The organism is Ramlibacter sp. (assembly GCF_050250995.1).
GTDB lineage: Bacteria > Pseudomonadota > Gammaproteobacteria > Burkholderiales > Burkholderiaceae_C > Ramlibacter.
The window spans coordinates 1-20,098 of sequence record NZ_JBFWNP010000054.1; the positions used below are offsets into that span (position 1 = coordinate 1).

The following is a 20,098-nucleotide window of genomic DNA, read 5'->3' on the forward strand; positions in this document are numbered from 1 at the left end:
CTTCGATCCGCAATCGTATGCCCAACTTACGTCACCTCCCTTCACGCCAAGACAAACGCCGGCAACGAACGTGCCGTGCCCCACAGGATAGAAGGTGTGGCGGATGTAGATCAAGCTGCAACAGTGATTCCGGCCGCATGCATCCGACGCGCGGGTCGCACGACGATCTCCACATGCTGATCGAGCGACACCAGCGCCTGCATCAAACGCTCGAGCGAAATGTTCTGCAGCTTGTATCGCCGCACCTGTGACACCTTTGGCTGCGTCATCCCGGTGATGCGAGCCACCTCGACCTGGCTGAGGTGGCGCTTGTCGATCAGCTCGTTCAGCTTGATCGACAGCACCGCTTTTGCCGACAGCTCCTCCGCATTCTCGAAGCCGAGGTCGGAAAGCACGTTGTCGGTACCACGGGAAACTGCTTTTCGTGTCATGACGATCTTCCATTTGCGCCGTAACGGGCGAGCACTGCCTTCAACCGCTTCTCGATGAGATCCACGTCCGGTTGCGGCGTTGAAATTCCTGACTTCGACTTCTTCTGGAACGCGTGAAGAACGTGCACGGCATCACCGACCTGCACCGCATAGACAGCGCGGAAGGTGTCGCCTCGATGGTCCTCCACCAGTTCGAAAACACCCGAGCCCAAGCCTTTCCAGGGCTTGGCAGCCGCAGGAGTGCGGCCAAGCTGCACCACGAACAGACCAACGCCCATGTCCTTCTGAACGGGGACCGGGAATTCCTTGAAGTCCTTTTTCGCGGAAGCCTCCCAGTACAGCGTCCTGCGTCTCTCATTCATCGATTATGCCCGTTCGGATATAGCGTGCAACCCTGTCTCGCGAGAGACACCTCAACCGCCTCGAACTCCCGCGAGCGACCCGTAAAGCTGAGTCGGATTGTCGTCGAAGCGTCGGCGCCTGCGCACTCATCGCGCACGGATGGGCGGAAGAGTACAACCGCGCCTCCCGAGGCGGAGAGGTAACGGTGAAGTGGAAGGGATCGTGAAAGTGCCGGAGCCGGGCCCGGCTAATCCACCCGCACGCCCACCGACTTCACCAGCCGCCCCAGCCGCTCCGTGTCGTCGCGCAGCAGCTTCTGCATGTCCTCCGGCGTACCGCCGCCCGGCTGCATGTAGATGCGCTCGTAGCTCTGGACGATTTCGGGTTCCTTCAGGATGCGGTTGATGTCGGCATTGAGCTTGTCGACGATGGGGCGCGGCGTGCCGGCCGGCGCGAACATCGCCATCCACACGCCGGACTCGAAGCCCGGTACGCCCGCCTCGCTCATCGTCGGCGCATCGATGCCTTCCACGCGCCGGTGCGCGGCGATGGCGATCAGGCGGACGCGCCCCGCCTTTGCATGCTGCGCGAACGCGGTCGCAGGACTGAGCATCACCTGCACGTCGCCGGCCAGCAGACCGTTGAGCGCGGGCCCGCCGCCCTTGAACGGCACGTGCAGCATGTCGACCTTGGTCTGTTGCTTGAACGCTTCCATGCCCAGGTGGTTCGTGCCGCCGTTGCCCGAGGAGCCGTAACTCAGCTTGCCCGGATTCGCACGCGCGTACTCGATGAGGCCACGCACGTCCTTCACCGGCACCGACGAATGCACCGCGAGCGCGTTCGGCACGTTGGTCAACAGCACGATGGGCTGCAGGTCCTTGATCGGGTCGTAGGACAGCGTCCGGTACAGCGTCGGGTTGATCGCGAGGCTGCTCGTTCCCAGCAGCAGCGTGTAGCCGTCGGGCTTCGCCTTGGCCACGATCTCGCTGCCGATGTTGGTGCCCGCGCCACCCTTGTTGTCGATGACGTAGGGCTGCCCGTGCAGCTGGTGCAGCCGCGTCGTGACCGGGCGCAGAACGGGGTCGCTCGAACCGCCGGGCGCATACGGATTGACGACGCGGACCTGGCGGTCAGGGTAGCGTTCCTGGGCGTGCGCTGCGAAGGGCAGCGCGCCCGTGGCAAGCAGCAGGTGTCGCCTGCGGATCATGGAAATCTCCTTGGGTTGCGGAACGAGGGACTCAGGCCGGGGGCATCGACGACTGCACCACGCGCACCGGCGCACCGGCCAGCCACGCGGCGATGTTCTCCACGAACTGCGGAAAGAACAGACGGTACTGCGCCTCGGTGACGTAGCCGATGTGCGGCAGCGCGACGACGTTCGGCAGGCTGCGGAAAGGATGGTCGGCCGGCAGCGGCTCCACGTCGTAGACGTCGAGTCCAGCGCCGGCAATGTGGCCGCGCTTCAGCGCGTCCACCAGCGCGCCTTCGTCCACGAGCGGCCCGCGCGAGGTGTTGATCAGGTACGCGGTCGGCTTCATCGCGGCCAGCTCGGCGGCGCCGACGATGTGGTGCGTGCGCGCGGACAGCTTCAGCTGGATGCTCACGAAATCCGCCTCGGCCAGCAGCGTCGCTTTGTCCACGAGGGTGGCGCCCGCGGCTTCGGCCTTTTCGGCCGTGAGGTTCTGGCTCCACGCGATCACGCGCATGCCGAACGCATTGGCGACCTTCGCCACGCGCTGGCCGATGTTGCCCAGGCCCAGCAGGCCGATCGTGCGCTTGCGCAGGTCCATGCCCACCGTCGTCTGCCAGCCGCCCGAACGCATGTTCTCGCGCTCCTGCTCGTGGTTGCGGGCGAGCGCGAGAACCAGCAGCCAGATGAGTTCGGGCGTGCCCGACTGCAACGACTGCGTGCCGCTGACGACGATCCCCTTGCGCGTGGCGTGCTCGACGTCGATGACGGCATTCCACATCGCCGCGGTCACGATCAGCTTGAGGTTGGGCAGGGCGTCGAGCACGCTCGCGGGCAGCGCGGTGCGCTCGCGCATCAGGCACACGATGTCGTAGGGCTTCAATTGCTCGACGAGCTGCGCTTCGTCCGCGAAGGGCTGGCGGAAGTTCGTCATTTCGACGCGCGGTGCAAGCGTGTTCCAGTCGGCGTAGCGGAGCGCGATGTCCTGGTAGTCGTTGAGGACCGCGCAGCGCAGCGTGCCTTGGGGGGTCGTGTTCATGTCGTCTTCACCGCGTTGTCGCGGACCAGGGTTTCGATGTCTTCGGTACTCAGGCCCGCCTCCGCGAGGATCTCCGCCGTGTGCTGGCCGAGCGCGGGCGCCGGCTGCAGCGCGGGCGTCGCGTCGCCCCGCGGCCCGCCGTCGCGCACGGGGAACGAGGGCACGCGCAGCGCGCCCTCGCTGGGATGGTCGAGCCGGTGCCAGAAGCCCACGTCGCCCAGGTGCGGGTCGGCGACAAGGTCCTCCAGCGTGTTGACGTGGCCATAGGGCACGTCGTGTTCGTCGAACAGCGCGACCCATTCCGACGTGGTGCGCGTGGGCAGCGTCTCGCCGACGATCATGTAGAGCTGCGCGATGTTGCGCGAGCGGCTCGCGTTGTCGGTGAAGCGCGGATCGACCAGCACTTCGGGCCGGCCGATCACGGTGAAGAACTTGCGCCACTGGCTGTCGCTGTGCGGCATGACCGCGAGGTAGCCGTCTTTCGTGCGATGCGGCCGGCGGTGCGGGTTCAGCAGGCGCGTGTAGCCCGACGTCGCGCGCGGCTCCTGCCACGTCAGGCCGTTGAGGTGCTCGACGCCGACGAAATGCGTCATGGTCTCGAGCATGGGCACTTCGAGTTCGCGTCCCTCGCCGGTGCGGCCGCGCTCCATCAGGGCGCCCATGATTCCCATGACCACGAAGAGCGCCGTGGTCTTGTCCGCGATGATGGTCGGCGCATAAGCGGGGGTGCCGCCGACGCGCTCGCTCAGGGCGGCCACGCCGCTGGCGGCCTGGATCACGTCGTCGTAGGCGGGCCGCTTCGCGCCACGGCCGGCCGCGCCGTAGCCGTAGGTCGCGCAGTAGACCAGGCGCGGATTGAGCGCACGCAAGGCGGCGGGGCCGATGCCCAGGCGATCCGCCGAGTCGGCGCGCATGTTGTGCAGGAAGACGTCCGCGCTGTCCACGAGCTTGTGCAGCGCCTGCAACGCACCCGGCTTGCGCAGGTCCATCGCGATGCTGCGCTTGCCGCGGTTGCAGTTGAGGAAGAGCGAGGCCATGCCGCGGTGCTCGGCATGGCCGAGGTGGCGCGTGCTGTCGCCCTCGAGCGGCTCGACCTTCGTGACGAGCGCGCCCATGTCGGCCAGCAAGGACGACGCATAGGGCGCGAGCACGACGGCCCCGACCTCGATGACGCGGATGCCGGAGAGCGGCTTCATGAGGCCGAACTTTTGCATAGACAAAATTCTGTGTCCATTGACAAAAACCCTAGGCGGCGCTTACGCTCGATGCCGACATCCACGCAGCACTCGAAGACGAATACGCAAGCATGCAGGCCGACCCGGACGACGAAGGACTCCACGAATTTCGCCGCGAGGTGCGCGACTTCATCGCGTCCGCGCTGCCGCCCGCGCTGCGCGAGCGCGTCGAGCGCGGCTACGACCTGCTCTCGCGCGACGACCACACGCTGTGGCAAAAGCGCCTGTACGAACGCGGCTGGGCCGCGCCCGCGTGGCCGGTGGAATATGGGGGCACGGGCTGGTCGGCCGCGCAGCGGCAGGTGTTCGACGAGGAGTGCGGGCGCGCGTCCTGTCCGCGCACGCAGCCGCAGGGCATCAAGATGCTCGGCCCCATCGTCTACACCCACGGTACGCCGGAGCAGAAGGCGCGCTTCCTCGAACCGATCCTGAAGGCCGACGAGTGGTGGTGCCAGGGCTACTCCGAGCCCAATGCCGGCTCGGACCTCGCCGCGCTCGCCACGCGCGCCGTCCGCGAGGGCGACCACTACCGCGTCACGGGCCAGAAGGTGTGGACCACGCTCGCGCACTGGGCCGACTGGATGTTCTGCCTCGTGCGCACGAGTACGGAGGGCAAGCGGCAGGACGGCATCACCTTCCTGCTGATCGACATGAAGTCGCCCGGCGTGCGCGTGCGGCCCATCCTGTCGCTCGACGTCGCGCATCACTTCAACGAAGTGTTCTTCGACGACGTGCGCGTGCCGGTCGCCAACCGCATCGGCGAGGAAGGCAAGGGCTGGACCTACGCGAAGGCGCTGCTCGCGCACGAACGCGCGGGCATCGCCGAGCTCGGCCGCGCACGGGAGCGGCTCGACCGGCTCAAGCGCATCGCGGGCGAAACGTCGATCAACGGCCGCGCCCTGGTCGACGACGATGGCTTTCGCGCGCAGGTCGCGCAGCTCGAAGTGGACATCCTCGCGGCCGAGGCGACGACGCTGCGGCTGCTCGAACGCGGCGGCCATGCGGCGCTGTCGTCCGTGCTCAAGCTGCGCGGCTCGGAAATCTCGCAGCGCCTGTCGCGCCTCAACCTCGAAGCGCTCGGCCCGCACGCGATCCGCCTCGACCTGGAACTCGCCGAGCAGGCCGCGAGCGACGCCGATCCCCTGCCCTCGTTCGCCATGGGCCGCGGGGTGGAGTACCTGCGCTGGCGCGCGCTCACGGTGGCCGGCGGCACGAGCGAGATCCAGCGCAACCTCATCGCCAAGCTGGCGTTCGGGGACTGAGCGATGAAGTTCGCACTCGACGAAGACCAGCAGCAGCTCGCGGACGGCGCGCGGCGCTTCATGCGCGAGCATTACACGGCCGACGCATGGCGCGCGGCAGCGCGCACCGCGCCGCATTGGCGCGAATCGGTGTGGCGCGACATGGGCGAGCTCGGCTGGATGGCGCTCGCGGTCCCCGAATCGCATGGCGGGCTCGGCCTCGGCGCAAGCGAGCGCGGCGTGCTTATGGAAGAATTCGGCCGCGGCCTGCTGCTGGAGCCATACTGGAGCACGGCGGTGTTCGGCGCGGAGTTGATCCGCGCCTGCACGGCGCAGGACCCGGAACACGGTGACGCCCACGACACCCCGCAGGGCGCGACACCCAGACGCGCGCCCGGCGCGACGCATGACCTCCTGAATCGCATCGCGCAAGGCGAAATCCGTCTCGCGGTCGCGCTGCACGAGCCCGGCGCGCGCTACGACTGGACGCGGGTGACGACGCGCGCGGTACGCAGTATCGACGGCGGCTGGCGCATCACGGGGCGCAAGGTGGCCGTGCTCGATGCGGCGATGGCCGACCGGATTCTGCTTCTTGCGGACGTCGATGGCGAAGAATCGCCCCGCGTGTTCTGTATCGATGCGCGCATGCCGGGCGTCCGCCTGCGCGACTTCCCTACGCTCGACGAACGTCGCTGTGCCGACATCGAACTCGACGGTGTCCACGCACGCCCCGACGACCTGCTCGCGGACGCAAATGGCATCCCGGCGATGCAACAGGCCATCGATCACGCCCTCGTCGCGCTCGCCGCCGAGTCGGTGGGCGCGATGGAGATGCTGGTCGAGACGACGATCGAGTACCTGAAGACGCGCAAGCAGTTTGGCCGTCCCCTGGCCGAATTCCAGGTGCTGCGCCACAAGGTGGCCGACATGCTGATGGCGCTGGAGCAGACGCGATCCCTGACGCTGCTCGCCGCGCACCACCTCGGCGACGCGGACGAGGCGCGCAGCCGCTACGCCGCTGCCGCGAAGGCGCAGGCCGGCCAGGCGGGCAAGCTGGTGGGCGAGAGCGCGGTGCAGCTGCACGGCGGCATCGGCGTGAGCGACGAACTGCCGGTGGGGCGCTGGTTCAAGCGGTTGCTGACCATCGACTTCCTGCTCGGCGACGCGGCGTTCCACCTGAAGCGCGTTGCGGATCTCGACTCGGGACTGCATCGCTCTTGACCCGCACGCGGTACCGGAAAGCCCGTACGACGGGAAATCGATGCAGGTGATCCGTACGCGCGCATTCGCGGCCTCGCGTTGAGCCCGTCAAACCAGCCAGTTCTGCTGGAAGCTTGTGACGCCGTACAGCATGATTTCCACATCGGCGACGCGGTCGCCATTGGTGTCGCCGCTGAGCACGTTGCCGACCAGAATCAACTGGCCCGCCACCCCGGTGAAGACTCCCCCCGCGCGGTAAGTGAAGTCTTGCGTACCGGCAAGCTGGGTGTTGGCATCGAACATGAAGTCGATGCGGTCGCCGGCGCTGCCCTTGAAGTCCCAGACCACGTCTCGCTCCAGCCCGACAACGCTGCCGCCCGCGCCGAAGCAGAAGGTATCGGCGCCCGCATCGCCACTCAATGAGTCCTTGCCGAGGCCTCCGTCCAGGCGGTTGTTGCCCGAGTTGCCGAACAGGCTGTTGCGTTCGCCGTTGCCTGTCGCATTGATCGACGCCGGGCCGGTGAGCGTCAGGCTCTCCACATGACTCGTCAGCTTGTAGCTGACCGACGCATACACCGCATCGAGTCCGCCGTTCGCTTCTTCCGTCACGGCGTCCCCCAGGTTGTCGACCACATAGGTGTCGTCGCCACCGAAGCCTGTCATGACGTCCCCACCCGCGCCGCCATCGAGTCGGTTGCGGCCCGCATTGCCCAGCACCCAATTGACCAGGCCATTGCCCGTGCCATCGATGTTGTCGCTGCCCTGCAGCCACAGGTTCTCCACGTTGTCGCGCAGGACATGGCTGACCGTGGAAAACACGAGATCGAATCCTTTGCCGACCTCTTCCTGGACCACGTCGCCGGTATGGTCCACGCGGTATGCGTCGTCGCCGGCGCCGCCGGCCATGATGTCGGCGCCCGCGCCGCCGTCCAGCGTATCGTCGCCGCCGCCGCCGTCGAGGTAGTTGGCCTGCGCATTGCCGGTCAGCGCGTTGGCCAAGTCGTTGCCGTAGGCCAGGTAGGCCGTGCCCAGCAGCGTCAGGTGCTCCACATGGTTGTCCATGATGAAGCTCCCCGTGGAATTGATTCTGTCGATGCCGCCGCCGGCGTACTCGATCACGGTGTCCGAATAGCCATCGACTTCGTAGGTGTCGTCGCCACCGCCGCCCACCAGCGTGTCCCTGCCTTCCCGACCATCCAGATGGTTGGCCGCCGAGGTGCCGGTGATGCGGTTGTCCAGCGCGTTGCCGGTCCCGTCGATGGCTTGGTCGCCCGTGAGGATCAGGTGCTCGACGTTGTCGCCCAGCACGTAGCCGATCGACGACTCCACCGTGTCCGCGCCTTCGTTGGCGCTTTCATACACGCGATCAAGGCTGTCGTCGACGACAAAGGTATCGTCGCCCGCATAGCCCGACATCCTGTCCCCCGCCCTTCCACCGTTCAGGCGGTTACCGACGCCATTTCCGTGAAGCTCGTCGCTGCGATTTCCACCGATTGCATTCTCGATCGTCACACCCGAAGCAATCGTGAAGCCCCAGTAGTAGACAGGCTCTCGGGCCCAGGGCGCCGAGACCGAAGCGTCCCCCAGTTGGGCGACCAGCGGCATGTAGAGTTCCGAAGATCCCAGGTTGATGTAGGACTCGGTGTCGGACCCTTCGTTCGTGATGGTATCCGTGCCTCCTGCATCCCAGATGCATGTGTATTTCAAGAACTCGGCCTCGCCTTTCTGAGGCAAGCGATAGACGTCGTCGTACTTCCGGGTCTCCATGTTCGCGCCGTAGATCGCCTGCAGCGCCGCGATGTCCAGATCCATCGGCGAGGCGGACATGGCCTTGTAGTACCCGCGGTCGTAGCTCATCACCGTGAAGTACTTGCTGTCCATCCACCAATCGATCGTCGCATCGGCTTCGTTGCCTCCGTCATGCGGATGGGCCAGCCCCAACCCGTGGCCCAGTTCGTGCAGAACGAGCCAGTAGCCATCGCTGCCGGGACTCAGCCCTTTCGACCATTCATACGAGTCGTACCTGAACGTACCCAGGAGTTGCGGATGCGTTTCGTCCGGGACTTCGTGGATGCCGATGAAACCCCCGCTGGGCCACTGCGCATCGTTGGAAGCCAGCCGCCAGACGATGTTGGCTTCGGCCTCGCTGGCCGCAGGCGCGAACTTCACGTTGCACACCTCTTCATAAGAGGTCATCGCACGTTGAAAAGCAGCCTTCTCGTCATCCGTCCAGCTTTTGGCCGTGAAGTTTCCTACCCATCGATCGTTTTGATACGTGCCCTCGCCAAACCAGTAAGTGATGGGTCCGCCCGTCCATCGGCAGCCCCAGACCAGAGCGTCGATGGATGCGTTCGAGTAGCCGGAGCCGGGAATGTCGGTGTCTTGGACTGCCATGAAACCTCGTGAAAAGAGTTGAAGTTCCAGCGTATTGCCAGCGCACGCCGCTTGACGCCATACGAAGCGGTGCATTTCACTCGTCCACACGTTTGTATGCGGCGATTGAATCGACGTCGCGGATTCGCGGCGAATGCGCCTGCGATGTCGATACGCGTTTCACGAATCTCGACGATGCCTGGAGACCTCCCGGCAGATCGAGGATCAGCGCCCGGTCCTGCTGTTCGCGGTCGCCAGCGGCATCGGTCTGTTCGGGCAACAGAAGGTACGTGGGCCGGAAATCGAGTTGCGCGACGGCGCCGAAGGTGACGACCGGCGCGAGGAAATAGATCGCCAGCTTGGCGAGCGTGAGCGTGAGCGAGTCGATGGCGAGCCAGCGACCCGCGACTTAGCCGAGTATCAGGAGCGGCAGGAGATTGCCGAGGAGGAGTTCGAGGGGCATCCTTGCAGTGGCGCAATGATGCCCCGAAGCCATCGCGAACTAGACCGTTGCTTCCGCCCGCTGCTTTGCCGTCACCGCGATGGACGGGTCATCGACCGACACCGCGCGCAGCGCGCGCTTCTGATTCGGGTCGAACGGCGTGCGCGCATGCTGCACGGCGATGTTGTCCCAGAAGAGCGTGTCGGCCAGCTGCCAGCGGTGGCGGTACACGTACTTCGGCTGCTCGATGTGCGCCCAGATCTCCTTGAGCAGAGGACGGAACTCCGCGCGGTCCATGCCCAACACCTCCTTCGTCACCGCGCGGCTCGCGGCGATGAAGCGGCGGCCGGTCTGCGGATGCGTGCCGATCAGCGGCCGCACGAATTCCACGGTCTCCGTCCGGTCGGGAAAGGTGTAGGTCGCGACGAAGCGGGCCTGCAGCGGCTCGACGCGCGCCTTCAGCGCCGGGTCGAGCTCCTCGTACGCCAGATGCACGTTGGAAAACAACGTTTCGCCGCCGGTCTCCTCGGCCGAAGGCAGCACAAGCGCATGCAGCGAACGCGCCTTCAGGATGTGCGGCGTGAAGCTCAGGTCCGAATGGAACGACAGTTCGCCATCGCCGAACAGCCCGCCCTCGTGCGCGTTCGACACGAGCGAGGATTTCTTGGTGGGGTCGGCGTAGTTGCCGTAGCCGCGATAGGTGAGCACGCCGGCGATCTGCGTCAGGCGGACCTGATGCTCCTCGGTCAGCGGCTTGCCGCGAAACAGCAGCACGCGGTGCTCGCGCAGCGCGTCGCGCACGTCCTGCGCGGCCGCCTCGCCGAAGGGCTCGCGCGGATCAAAGTCGAGGATCTCGGCGCCGAGATGCGGCGAGAGGGGTCGGATCTGGAGTGTCATGCTTTCGTCCACCGATTTGCGTAAGCGCAAACCACCTTGCGCTTAGCCAAATACTGTATCTAGAATCCGCATCGATGTCGATCCTTTCCGAGCTGGACCGCCCGCCTTCCGGCGACACCGCCGATGCGCGCACGCGCGAAGTGCCTGCTGTGCGGCGCGCCATGGCCATGCTGTGGCTGCTCGGCCGCCACCCCGAGGGGCTGGGCCTGTCGCGCATCGCGCGCGAGCTCGACGTGCTGCCGAGCACCTGCCTGCACATCCTGCGCGAGCTGGTTGCCGCGCGGCTCGTGAACCTGGCCCCCGAAGCAAAGCTCTACCGGCTGGGCAGCGGCGTGCTGACGCTCGCACGCCAGGTCACGCACCAGAACCGCTTCGTGCAGCTCGCGCAGCCCGTGCTGAACAATCTTTCGCGCGAGTTCCACGTCGGCGCGTCCGCGCAGGAGCGCGATGGCGACGGCGACATGGTCGTGCTCGCCGCCGCGTCCGTCCTGCCCGGCGACATGGTGTCGCCCGGTGCGCGCACGCCGCTCTTCACCAGCGCCTCGGGCCGGCTGCTGGCGGCGTTCAACGACTTCACCGAGGCCGAACTTCGCGCGCGCTTCGCGCAGGCGCGCTGGCAAGCGGCACCCGACGTCGACGTATGGCTGAAGGAAGTCCGCGCCGCGAAGCGCAACGGCTACGCGGTCGACGAGGCGCATTTCCGCAAGGGCATCACGGCCATCGCCGGCCCCGTGTTCAATGCCGACGGGCGACTGGAACGCGCGATCAGCATCACCACCATCACCGCGCAACTCGACAACAAGATGCGCAAGATCCTCACCGCCGCGGTGCTGCAGGCCGCGGCGGAAATCACGCAGGGACTGCGCTGACTTCACCCCCATGACCGACACCACCCTTCTACTGCACGACGCCGACGGCGTGCGCACGATCACCCTCAACCGCACCGAGAAGCGCAACGCGCTCGACAGCGCGCTCGGCCGGGCGCTGGTCGATGCGCTGCGCGCCGCCGACCAGGACGAATCCGTGGGCGCCGTGCTGCTCGCCGCCAACGGCAAGGTGTTCTGCGCGGGCGCGGACCTCTCGGAATTCAAGGGCGAGCGCGCGAACCCGCAGGCCGAGGCGGTGCGCAGCGAACTCTTCCTCGAACTGCAACTGGTCTTCGAGCAGATCCAGGTGCCCGTCGTCTGCGCCGTCGCCGGCCCCGCGGTGGGCGCGGGCGCCTCGCTGGCCATCGCGTCCGACTTCACCGTCATGGCCGAGAGCGCGAAGCTCTCCTGGCCCGAAATCATTCACGGCATGGTGCCCAGCCTGATGATCGGCCACCTGCAGCACCGGACGAACCGCAAGACGGCGTTCGAGCTGCTCGCATTCGGCGATTCGGTGAGCGCCGATCAAGCCCTTGCGCTCGGTCTCGCGAGCCGCGTCGTGCCCGATGCGGACCTGATGACCGTCGCGACGCAGGCCGCGCGCACGCTCGCGAGCCGTCCGCGCGCGGCGATGCGCGAGACCAAGGACCTCTTCATCCGCCACGCCAGCCTGCCGCTGCCGGACGCGCTGCGCGCCGCGCGCGCGGCGGCACGCGAGCGCCAGGCGCGCGCCGCCGCCCCTCGTTGAGAACACACGGAAGCACTTCATGCCAATGCCCGATCCCGCCGAGTTCAAGCACATCACCTATGCGGTCGACAACGGCCGCGCGCGCGTCACGCTCAACCGCCCGGAGAAGCGCAACGCGATCAGCGTGCAGATGCAGGAGGAACTGCAGGCCGCGCTCTGGATGGCCGACGACGACAACCGCGTCCACTGCGTCGTGCTGAGCGGCAACGGCCCCGACTTCTCCTCGGGCTACGACCTCGGCCAGTACGAGTCCGTCGCGCCGGCGGGCAGCGAGCACCGGCGCGGCCGCAAGACCTTCGACGACGACGCGTGGCGGCTCGAGGCCGCGCAGCGCTGCCGCATGGCGATCTTCGACATGCACAAGCCCGTCATCGCGCAGGTGCAGGGCCGCTGCCTGGCCGGCGGCACCGACATCGCGCTCCTGTGCGACATGGTGATCTGTAGCGAGGACGCGCGCTTCGGCTTTCCGCCCGCGCGCGCGCAAGGCTCGCTGCCCAACCAGATGTGGCTCTACCACCTCGGTCCGCAGTGGGCCAAGCGCATCCTGCTCACGGGCGACGCGCTCGGCGGGCCCGACGCCGCTGCGCTCGGGCTCGCGCTCAAGTGCGTGCCGGCCGACCAGCTGGCGGCCGAGGTCGAGGCCCTGGCCGACCGGCTCGCCCTGGTCGACACCGACCTGCTCACCTGCAACAAGCGCATCGTGAACATGGGCCTGGAGCTGATGGGCGCGCGGACGATGCAGCGGCTCGCGGCCGAGATGGACGCGCGCGGCCACCTGGCGAAGAGCCGCGAGCAGTTCCGCAAGAACGTCATGGAGCACGGGCTGAAGGAAGCGATCCGCATGCGCGACGGCCCCTTCGGCGACGACCTGGTCCGCCGCTAGGCGACCCGGACGAAAAGCACGACACGAACGACGAGGCCACCGATGAAAAGACGTACGACTTTGCAGATGGCGGCCGCGGCCGCCGTCGCCTCCCTCGCTCCGACCCTGCACGCCCAGGCGGACTTCCCCTCCAAGCCGGTCCGCATCCTGGTCGGCTATCCGCCGGGCGGACCGCTCGACTCGATCGCGCGCGCGCTCGCGCCGCGCATGTCGGAGGAACTGAAGCAGCCGGTGCTCGTCGAGAACCGCGCGGGCGCCAGCGGCGTGATCGCCACCGATGCCGTGGCGCGCTCCACGCCCGACGGCTACACGCTCGTGCTCAACGGCATCACGCATGCGATCCTGCCGAGCCTCAATCCCAACCTGCCCTACGACACCGCGCGCGACTTCACGCCCATCGCCATCGTCGGCTGGGGGCCGCTGATCCTCGCCGTGAACCCGGCCGTGCAGGCGAACTCCGTGCGCGACCTCGTGGCCCTGAGCAAGCGCTCGAAGATCGCTTACGGCTCGCCCGGCAACGGCACGTCCACCCACGTCGCGGTGGAGATGTTCAAGCGCGCCTCGGGCGCCGACCTGCTGCACGTGCCCTACAAGGGCAGCGCCGCGGTCATCACCGACGTCATCGGCGGCAGCATCCAGATGGTGATGGACGTGTCCGCCACCGCGCTGCCGCAGGTGCGCAGCGGCAAGCTGCGCGCGCTCGCGGTCACGGGCAGCAAGCGCCACCCGGAGCTGCCGGACGTGCCCACCATCTCCGAAGCGGGCTACGCAGGCGCGGACGTGTCCACGTGGTGGGGCATCCTCGGCCCGCCGCGCATGCCCCGCGCCGTCGTCGACCGGCTGAACGCGAGCATGATGAAGGCGCTGCAGGCGCCGGAGGTGCGAACGCGTTTCGCCACGCTCGGCGGCGATCCGTCGGGCTCGACGCCCGAGGAATTCGACCGCGTGCTGCGCCAGGACCTCTCGCGTTTCGCGACCGTGGTCAAGGAAGCGGGCATCAAGGTCGACTGAACATTCACCGAAAGAAGCCCGCAGCATGCCCCTGCCCCCCACCGTCGAGCGCGAGGAGATTCACGCCCGGCAGATCTCCATGAAGGCGTGGCGCCGCGTCGACGGCCTGTTCGACGTCGAGTCGCACCTCGTCGACACGAAGGCCTTTGCTTTCCAGCGCGTGATGCCGCCCGAGCCCGTGCCCGCCGGCCAGCCGCTGCACGACCTGTGGGTGCGGCTCGTCGTCGATGCCGACTACACGATCCACGACGTGGTCGCGGTGTCGGACACCACGCCGTTCGCCGTCTGCAAGGAAGCGACCGACACGCTGAAGGTGCTCATCGGCGAGAAGGTGGGCCGCGGCTGGACGAAACTCGTGCGCGATCGCCTGGGCGGGCGCGCGAGCTGCACGCACCTCGCGGAAATGCTGGGACCGCTCGCGACGACAACCATCCAGGCCGTGCGCGGCGTGCTCCCGGCGGAAGTGCGCTTCTCGCCGGAACAGAAGCAGAGGCAGGTCGACACCTGCTATGCCTACGACGCGGGCGGCGAAGTGGTGCGCACGTGGTGGCCGCAGTTCGCGCGGACGGACCGGACATGAACACATCGACAAACATTCGCGCGCGCGTCGCCGGCAAGGACCTCGCGCCGCTCTTCGCACCGAAGTCCATCGCCATCATCGGCGCCTCGGCCGACCCCGCGAAGTTCAGCGGGCGCTTCGTGCCCTACCTGAAGCGGCACAACTACGCGGGCGCGATCTATCCGATCAACGCGCGCCGCGACGAGATCGCGGGCGAACGCTGCTATCCCGATCTCGCGTCGGTTCCGGGCGACGTCGACTGCGTGATCTACGCGGCGGCGGCCTCCGACGCGCCGCAGGCGCTCGCGCCCTGCGCCGACAAGCACGTGAAGCTGATCGTGATGACCAGCGCCGGCTTCGCCGAACGCGGCGACGACGAAGGCCGGCAGGCCGAAGCCGCGCTCGTGCGCCTCGCGCGCGATGCGGGCGCGCGCGTGCTCGGTCCCAACTGCGTGGGCTTCCTCAACTGCGTCGACAGCGTGGCCGGCGCCGCGGCGGCCGCGTTCGAGCACGAGCCGCCCTTTCCGCGCGGCCGCATCGGCGTCGCCAGCCAGAGCGGCGGCATCGCCATGGCCAGCATCATCATCGGCGGCTGGTCCGAGGGCATCGGCTTCAGCCACGTGCTGAGCACGGGCAACGAAGCGGACCTCGACATCGCCGATGCGGGACGCTTCCTGCTCGAGGACGAGAACACCGACGCGATCTGCCTGACCATCGAGGCGGTGCGCGACGGCGATGCGTTCGTCGATTTCCTGCGCGACGCGCAGCGCGCGGGCAAGCCCGTCGTCGTGCTCAAGACCGGCCGCTCCGATCTCGGCCAGCAGATGGCCGCGTCGCACACGGGCGCGCTCGCGGGCTCGCACGAAGTCTTCACCGCCGCCGTGCAGCACTACGGCGTGACGCTCGTCGACGATCTCGACGAGCTGTGGCAGGTGGCGCAGATGTTCGCGAAACTGCGCGCCTCCGGCAAGCTGCTGCCGCGCGACGGGCTGTTCGCGGGCGAGGGCTGCGCCGCATGTTCCGTGTCGGGCGGCCACATCGGCCTGCTCGCCGACATCGCGTCGCACGCCGGCATGCGTTTTCCTGCGCTGGCGGAGGCGACGCAGGAGCGCCTGCGCACGGCCCTCGGCAAGACCGGCGCGATCCTCAACCCGGTCGACATGAGCGGCGGCAGCGTCGCCGACCACGGCACCTGGGCGCGCACGCTCGCGCCGCTGCTCGACGACCCCGGCGTGACGGTGGGCCTGCCGATCATGACGGCCGCGAAGAATTACGACATCGTCTCCAACGACCTGCAGAAGCTCGACGCGGAACATGCGAAGCCCATCGTCGTGACCTGGGCAGGCGGCACCTTCCAGGGCGAGGGCAAGCCGCTCGTGCAGCGCAGCAGCCTGCCCGTGTTCTGGACGCCGGGCCGCACCGCGCGCGGCCTGCTCGCGCTCGATGCGTGGCAACGCTCGCATGCGCTGGCAAAAGCGGCGTCGGCGAGCCGCACCCTGCCCGCGCCGCATCCCTTGATCGTCGATGCCGCGAAGTCGGGCCGCACGTCGCTGACGGAGCGGGAGAGCAAGCAGGTGATCGCGGACCTGGGCTTCCCCGTCACGCGCGAATCGCTCGCGCGCAGCGCGGACGAGGCCGTGCAGCTCGCGCAACGATTCGGCTTCCCCGTCGTACTCAAGGGCGAACATCCCGACATCGCGCACAAGACCGAGGCCGGTGTCGTCCGCCTGAACCTGAACAGCGAGTCCGAGGTCCGCGGGGCGTACGCGGACCTCGTCGACCGCATGGCGAAGGCCGTGCCCGGCGTGCCGGCCAACGGCGTGCTCGTCGCGGAGATGGCCGGCGCCGGCATCGAATTCGTGATGGGCGCCCGCCGCGACCCCGTATTCGGCCCCATGGTCATGTTCGGCCTCGGCGGCATCTTCGTCGAGGCGCTGAAGGACGCGCGGCTCGCGCCCGCGTCGCTCGACATGCCGCGCGCGCACGCCATGCTGCGCGGCATCCGCGGCGCGGCGCTGCTGCAAGGCCCGCGCGGGCGCGCACCGGCCGACCTCGCGCAGCTCGCGGCGCTCTTGTGCCGGCTCGGCGAATTCGCGCTCGCGAACGTCGACCACGTGTCCGACATCGACATCAACCCGCTCGTGCTGCTGAACCGGCCCGGCGCGAACCTGTGCGCGCTCGACGCGCTGATCCTGCTCGCCCCCCGCACGGAAAGGACCTGACCATGGCCGCCGACTACCTCGACCGGATCGCGCGCTTCGCCTCCGAACTGCGCTTCGACGACCTGCCGGCCGAGGTGGTGGAGCGCGCCGAGCGGCTGCTGCTCGACGCGACCGCCGTCACGGTGGCCGGCGCGGCCGAACCCCGCGTGCGGCAGGCCGCCGCGATGCTGCGCAAGCGCGGCTCGCAGGGCCGCAGCCTGTTCGCCACGGACGGGTATCGCGGCGACGCGGCGGATGCGGCGCTCGTGAACGCCACGGCCTCGTGCGCGCACGTGCTCGACGAAGGCCACAAGTACGCGCGTGGGCACGTCGGAACCTACGTCATCCCGGCTGTCGTCGCCGTCGCGGAGGAGCGCGAGGTGTCGGGACGCGAGTTGATCACGGCCCTGGTCGCCGGCTACGAGATCGCCGCGCGCATGGGCATGGCCTGCCGCGTGCGCGAGAGCATGCACCCCAGCGGCACCTGGGGCACCATCGGCGCGTCGGCTGCGTGCGCGCGCCTGATGGGTTTCGCGCCGGACGCGATCCGCGTCGCGATGAACGTCGCGGCGCCGCTCACGCTCGCCACGTCGTGGCAGGCGGCAACGCAGGGCGCGACCGTGCGCGACCTCTACTCCGGCCAGGGCGCGGCCAACGCGGTGATGGCGCCGCGCTGGGTCGAAGCGGGCTTCACCGGCAGCGACGACGACGTCGCGCACATCTTCGGCCACGTGAGCGCCGAGCGCTTCGACACCGATGCGGCGTGCAGCGAACTCGGCCAGCGCTGGGAGGTGATGCGCAACTATTTCAAGGTGCATGCCTGCTGCCGCAACTTCCAGAGCGGCATCGACGCCGTGCTGCGCCTGCGCGAAGAGCACGACGTGCGCGCGGCCGACATCCGCTCGATCCGCGCGGAGACGTTCGCCGTGCCCGCGCGCGACAACGCCGAGCCCAAGCCCGCCAACGTGCTCGCGGCGAAGGAGTCGTTCCCCGTGAGCCTCGCGCTGACGCTGGTCAACGGCCGCTGCGACCAGTCGGTGTTCACCGAGGCGCGCGTCGCGGATCCCGAAGTGGCGCGCCTCGCCGCCGCCTGCGAAGTGAGTTGCGATCCAGAGCTCGACAAGCTCGCGCCCGAGAAGCGGCCCTCGCGCATCACGCTGCAGATGACGGATGGACGCCAGCTCACGGCGCTCGACCTCGTGGCGCTCGGCGACCCGTCACGCCCCTTGTCGGCCGCCGAGCTCGATGCCAAGTTCGACCAGCTGGTCGCCGGCCGCCTCGGCGCCAGCCCCTGCCAGGGCTTGCGCCAGGCCATCCACGCGCTGCGCGACGATGCGCCGCTTTCTCCGTTCACTTCCGCAATGACAGAAAGAGAGAGACAGCCATGAACATTCGACGTTTCGCCACGCTCGCGGCCGTTGCAGCCGCCATCGGCCTGGGCAGCGCGGGCGCCGCCGCCCAGGGCGCATTCCCGAACAAGCCCGTGAAGATCATGGTCGGCTACCCGGCCGGCTCGGGCAACGACCTCATCGCGCGCGCGGTGGGCAACCGCCTCTCCGAAATCTGGAAGCAGCCGGTGGTGGTCGAGAACCGCGCGGGCGCGAGCGGACAGATCGGCGCGGAAGCGGTCGCACGCGCCGCCCCCGATGGCTACACGCTACTGCTCACCGGCAGCTCGCACCTGATCCAGGCGGCCGTCGCCGGCAAGGGACCTTACCGCGCGGTCGAGGACTTCAACCCCATCTCGCTCGTCGGCGGCGGGCCGCTGATCCTGGAAGTGAACAACGGCGTCGCGGCCAAGACGGTCGCGGAGTTCGTGGCACTCGGCAAGAAGCAGACGCTGGCCTATGGCTCCGCCGGCACCGGCACCAGTCCCCACATTGCGGGCGAGATGTTCGCGCGTGCGGCTGGCATCAAGATGACGCACGTGCCGTACAAGGGCAGCGCGCCCGCGCAGACCGACCTGATCGGCGGGCAGGTCCAGGCGGTGTTCCAGGTCACGCAGGTCGCGCTGCCGCACGTTCGCTCGGGCCAGGTGCGCGCGCTCGCGGTGACGGGCAAGACGCGCCTGCCCGACCTGCCCAACGTGCCCACGATGACGGAAGCCGGCTTCCCCGATGCCTCGCTGCAGATCTGGTGGGGCTTCCTCGCGCCGGCCGGCACGCCCGCCGACGTGATGCGCGTGCTGACGGACAGCGTCCGTCAGGCCGTCGCCACGCCCGACGTTCAGCAGCGCCTGGCCGGAGCCGGCCTGGTTCCCGGAAGCTCGACCGCGGAGGACATGCTTTCGACGATGAAGTCCGACTTCACGACCTTCGTCAATCTGGTGAAGGCCGCGGACATCAAGGCGGACTGAGGACCGCTATCAATCGAGCGAAAGCCCGGCCGCCTTCACGATGGGCGGCCAGCGGCGGACCTCGTCGAGGTACATCCGCGTGATGTCCTCGACGGTGCCGCCTTCGACGGTCATCGACAGCGCGTTCAGGTTGCGCACGACGTCGGGGTTCTGCAGGCCGCGGTTCACCGCGGCATTGATCTTGTCGACGATGGGCCGGGGCGTGCCGGCGGGTGCGAAGAGCGCCATCCACACGCCGGACGTGAAGCCGGGGACGCCGCTTTCGGCCACCGTCGACAGCTCCAGCCCCGGCACGCGCTTCGGGCTGGCGATGGCCAGCATGCGCGCGCGCCCGGCCTTCTCGTGCTGCACGAAATTCACGGGCGGCGACAGGGCGATCTGCACTTCGCCCGACAGCAGCGCCTTGATGCTTTCGCCGCTGCCCTTGAAGGGCACATGGACGATGTCGGTCTTCGTGATCGACTTGAACAGCTCCATGCCCAGGTGGATCGGCCCGCCATTGCCGGACGAGCCGTAGTTGAGCTTGCCGGGGTTGGCGCGCGCATAGGCGATGAGCTCCTGCACGCTCCTCACCGGCAGGTCCGCGCTCACCACCAGCGCGAACGGCGCGTAGATGAGCGACACCACCGGCTGCAGGTCCTTCACGGGGTCGTAGTTCAGCTTCTTGTACAGCGCGGGCGAAGTCGCGAGCGCCGTGGTTGCCAGCAGCAGCGTGTAGCCGTCGGGCTTGGACTTGGCGACGAGCTCGGAGCCGACGTTCGTGCCCGCGCCCGGCTTGTTCTCGACGATGACGGCCTGGCCCAGCGCCTCGGTCATCTTCTCGGCGATCGGGCGCACCACGGGGTCGGTCGAGCCGCCGGGCGCGTAGGGGTTGACGATGCGGATGGGGCGGTTGGGATAGTCCTGCGCCACCGTGCTCGTCGATGCGAACAGGGCTGCGGTGACGACGAGGACGGCGCGCAGGAGCGGTGTGCGAAATCGGTTCATGGTGGTTTCGGTTAAAACGCAGACTCTGCCGCAATGCGCCGAATGGACAATAGGGAATTGCGCGAGTTCCGCGCCGTGTTCCGTCCTTCGGATTTCCG

The 20,098-nt window shown here is 68.2% G+C and carries 19 protein-coding genes; 10 read left to right on the forward strand and 9 right to left on the reverse strand.

Features of this window, described 5'->3' with window-relative positions:
- Window positions 1-110 precede the first annotated feature (110 nt).
- The 5 genes from AB7E83_RS23555 to AB7E83_RS23575 form a co-directional block, all read right to left on the reverse strand.
- A complete protein-coding gene (locus AB7E83_RS23555; RefSeq protein WP_428573269.1) occupies window positions 111-431 on the reverse strand; it encodes a helix-turn-helix domain-containing protein in 321 nt (106 codons plus the stop codon).
- A complete protein-coding gene (locus AB7E83_RS23560; RefSeq protein ID WP_428573270.1) occupies window positions 428-793 on the reverse strand; it encodes a type II toxin-antitoxin system RelE/ParE family toxin in 366 nt (121 codons plus the stop codon). Before AB7E83_RS23560 ends, AB7E83_RS23555 begins: the two co-directional genes overlap by 4 nt.
- A 227-nt stretch (window positions 794-1,020) precedes the next feature.
- Complete coding sequence (locus AB7E83_RS23565) at window positions 1,021-1,980, reverse strand: Bug family tripartite tricarboxylate transporter substrate binding protein (protein ID WP_428573271.1); 960 nt, start codon at window positions 1,978-1,980, stop codon at window positions 1,021-1,023.
- A 31-nt stretch (window positions 1,981-2,011) separates the two neighbouring features.
- On the reverse strand, window positions 2,012-3,001 hold the full coding sequence (locus tag AB7E83_RS23570; RefSeq protein WP_428573272.1) for a D-2-hydroxyacid dehydrogenase family protein: 990 nt from the start codon (window positions 2,999-3,001) through the stop codon (window positions 2,012-2,014).
- Window positions 2,998-4,215, reverse strand: a complete 1,218-nt coding sequence (locus AB7E83_RS23575) for a CaiB/BaiF CoA transferase family protein (protein ID WP_428573273.1) — start codon at window positions 4,213-4,215, stop codon at window positions 2,998-3,000. The genes AB7E83_RS23570 and AB7E83_RS23575 overlap by 4 nt, the downstream gene beginning before the upstream one ends.
- A 92-nt stretch (window positions 4,216-4,307) precedes the next feature.
- Between AB7E83_RS23575 and AB7E83_RS23580 the strand changes: the two genes are divergently transcribed.
- Both AB7E83_RS23580 and AB7E83_RS23585 read left to right on the forward strand, forming a co-directional pair.
- A complete protein-coding gene (locus tag AB7E83_RS23580) occupies window positions 4,308-5,498 on the forward strand; it encodes an acyl-CoA dehydrogenase family protein (RefSeq protein ID WP_428573274.1) in 1,191 nt (396 codons plus the stop codon).
- Between the two features lie 3 nt (window positions 5,499-5,501).
- Complete coding sequence (locus AB7E83_RS23585; protein ID WP_428573275.1) at window positions 5,502-6,698, forward strand: acyl-CoA dehydrogenase family protein; 1,197 nt, start codon at window positions 5,502-5,504, stop codon at window positions 6,696-6,698.
- A gap of 87 nt (window positions 6,699-6,785) precedes the next feature.
- Here AB7E83_RS23585 and AB7E83_RS23590 read toward each other — a convergent pair whose 3' ends face one another.
- The 3 genes from AB7E83_RS23590 to AB7E83_RS23600 form a co-directional block, all read right to left on the reverse strand.
- Entirely contained in the window at window positions 6,786-9,071 is a 2,286-nt protein-coding gene (locus AB7E83_RS23590; RefSeq protein ID WP_428573276.1) for a matrixin family metalloprotease, read from the reverse strand.
- A gap of 76 nt (window positions 9,072-9,147) precedes the next feature.
- Entirely contained in the window at window positions 9,148-9,330 is a 183-nt protein-coding gene (locus AB7E83_RS23595) for a hypothetical protein (protein WP_428573277.1), read from the reverse strand.
- A gap of 222 nt (window positions 9,331-9,552) precedes the next feature.
- Complete coding sequence (locus AB7E83_RS23600; RefSeq protein WP_428573278.1) at window positions 9,553-10,389, reverse strand: TauD/TfdA dioxygenase family protein; 837 nt, start codon at window positions 10,387-10,389, stop codon at window positions 9,553-9,555.
- A gap of 74 nt (window positions 10,390-10,463) precedes the next feature.
- Between AB7E83_RS23600 and AB7E83_RS23605 the strand changes: the two genes are divergently transcribed.
- The 8 genes from AB7E83_RS23605 to AB7E83_RS23640 are packed head-to-tail and all read left to right on the forward strand — an operon-like array spanning window position 10,464 to window position 19,013.
- Window positions 10,464-11,258, forward strand: a complete 795-nt coding sequence (locus tag AB7E83_RS23605; protein ID WP_428573279.1) for an IclR family transcriptional regulator — start codon at window positions 10,464-10,466, stop codon at window positions 11,256-11,258.
- A gap of 10 nt (window positions 11,259-11,268) precedes the next feature.
- Complete coding sequence (locus AB7E83_RS23610; protein ID WP_428573281.1) at window positions 11,269-12,003, forward strand: enoyl-CoA hydratase/isomerase family protein; 735 nt, start codon at window positions 11,269-11,271, stop codon at window positions 12,001-12,003.
- Window positions 12,004-12,022: 19 nt separating this feature from the next.
- Entirely contained in the window at window positions 12,023-12,886 is an 864-nt protein-coding gene (locus AB7E83_RS23615) for a crotonase/enoyl-CoA hydratase family protein (protein WP_428573282.1), read from the forward strand.
- 42 nt (window positions 12,887-12,928) lie between these two features.
- Complete coding sequence (locus AB7E83_RS23620; RefSeq protein WP_428573283.1) at window positions 12,929-13,897, forward strand: tripartite tricarboxylate transporter substrate binding protein; 969 nt, start codon at window positions 12,929-12,931, stop codon at window positions 13,895-13,897.
- 25 nt (window positions 13,898-13,922) lie between these two features.
- Window positions 13,923-14,477: a DUF2889 domain-containing protein gene (locus AB7E83_RS23625; RefSeq protein ID WP_428573284.1), complete on the forward strand. Its 555-nt coding sequence runs from the start codon at window positions 13,923-13,925 to the stop codon at window positions 14,475-14,477.
- Window positions 14,474-16,678, forward strand: a complete 2,205-nt coding sequence (locus AB7E83_RS23630) for an acetate--CoA ligase family protein (protein ID WP_428573285.1) — start codon at window positions 14,474-14,476, stop codon at window positions 16,676-16,678. Before AB7E83_RS23625 ends, AB7E83_RS23630 begins: the two co-directional genes overlap by 4 nt.
- A gap of 2 nt (window positions 16,679-16,680) precedes the next feature.
- Entirely contained in the window at window positions 16,681-18,045 is a 1,365-nt protein-coding gene (locus AB7E83_RS23635) for an MmgE/PrpD family protein (protein WP_428573286.1), read from the forward strand.
- A complete protein-coding gene (locus AB7E83_RS23640; protein ID WP_428573287.1) occupies window positions 18,042-19,013 on the forward strand; it encodes a tripartite tricarboxylate transporter substrate binding protein in 972 nt (323 codons plus the stop codon). The genes AB7E83_RS23635 and AB7E83_RS23640 overlap by 4 nt, the downstream gene beginning before the upstream one ends.
- 9 nt (window positions 19,014-19,022) lie before the next feature.
- Here AB7E83_RS23640 and AB7E83_RS23645 read toward each other — a convergent pair whose 3' ends face one another.
- The gene (locus AB7E83_RS23645; RefSeq protein ID WP_428573288.1) at window positions 19,023-20,000 is read right to left on the reverse strand and encodes a Bug family tripartite tricarboxylate transporter substrate binding protein; all 978 of its coding nucleotides are present in this window, start codon (window positions 19,998-20,000) and stop codon (window positions 19,023-19,025) included.
- Window positions 20,001-20,098: the final 98 nt, after the last annotated feature.

What these genes read in the sequence shown, in the direction of transcription:
- AB7E83_RS23600 (WP_428573278.1), bottom strand. Translation starts at nt 10,389, where the DNA reads ATGACACTCCAGATCCGACCCCTCTCGCCGCATCTCGGCGCCGAGATC.
- AB7E83_RS23585 (WP_428573275.1), top strand. Translation starts at nt 5,502, where the DNA reads ATGAAGTTCGCACTCGACGAAGACCAGCAGCAGCTCGCGGACGGCGCG.
- AB7E83_RS23640 (WP_428573287.1), top strand. Translation starts at nt 18,042, where the DNA reads ATGAACATTCGACGTTTCGCCACGCTCGCGGCCGTTGCAGCCGCCATC.
- AB7E83_RS23620 (WP_428573283.1), top strand. Translation starts at nt 12,929, where the DNA reads ATGAAAAGACGTACGACTTTGCAGATGGCGGCCGCGGCCGCCGTCGCC.
- AB7E83_RS23625 (WP_428573284.1), top strand. Translation starts at nt 13,923, where the DNA reads ATGCCCCTGCCCCCCACCGTCGAGCGCGAGGAGATTCACGCCCGGCAG.
- AB7E83_RS23575 (WP_428573273.1), bottom strand. Translation starts at nt 4,215, where the DNA reads ATGCAAAAGTTCGGCCTCATGAAGCCGCTCTCCGGCATCCGCGTCATC.
- AB7E83_RS23645 (WP_428573288.1), bottom strand. Translation starts at nt 20,000, where the DNA reads ATGAACCGATTTCGCACACCGCTCCTGCGCGCCGTCCTCGTCGTCACC.
- AB7E83_RS23605 (WP_428573279.1), top strand. Translation starts at nt 10,464, where the DNA reads ATGTCGATCCTTTCCGAGCTGGACCGCCCGCCTTCCGGCGACACCGCC.
- AB7E83_RS23570 (WP_428573272.1), bottom strand. Translation starts at nt 3,001, where the DNA reads ATGAACACGACCCCCCAAGGCACGCTGCGCTGCGCGGTCCTCAACGAC.
- AB7E83_RS23610 (WP_428573281.1), top strand. Translation starts at nt 11,269, where the DNA reads ATGACCGACACCACCCTTCTACTGCACGACGCCGACGGCGTGCGCACG.
- AB7E83_RS23565 (WP_428573271.1), bottom strand. Translation starts at nt 1,980, where the DNA reads ATGATCCGCAGGCGACACCTGCTGCTTGCCACGGGCGCGCTGCCCTTC.
- AB7E83_RS23555 (WP_428573269.1), bottom strand. Translation starts at nt 431, where the DNA reads ATGACACGAAAAGCAGTTTCCCGTGGTACCGACAACGTGCTTTCCGAC.
- AB7E83_RS23615 (WP_428573282.1), top strand. Translation starts at nt 12,023, where the DNA reads ATGCCAATGCCCGATCCCGCCGAGTTCAAGCACATCACCTATGCGGTC.
- AB7E83_RS23560 (WP_428573270.1), bottom strand. Translation starts at nt 793, where the DNA reads ATGAATGAGAGACGCAGGACGCTGTACTGGGAGGCTTCCGCGAAAAAG.
- AB7E83_RS23630 (WP_428573285.1), top strand. Translation starts at nt 14,474, where the DNA reads ATGAACACATCGACAAACATTCGCGCGCGCGTCGCCGGCAAGGACCTC.
- AB7E83_RS23590 (WP_428573276.1), bottom strand. Translation starts at nt 9,071, where the DNA reads ATGGCAGTCCAAGACACCGACATTCCCGGCTCCGGCTACTCGAACGCA.
- AB7E83_RS23635 (WP_428573286.1), top strand. Translation starts at nt 16,681, where the DNA reads ATGGCCGCCGACTACCTCGACCGGATCGCGCGCTTCGCCTCCGAACTG.
- AB7E83_RS23580 (WP_428573274.1), top strand. Translation starts at nt 4,308, where the DNA reads ATGCAGGCCGACCCGGACGACGAAGGACTCCACGAATTTCGCCGCGAG.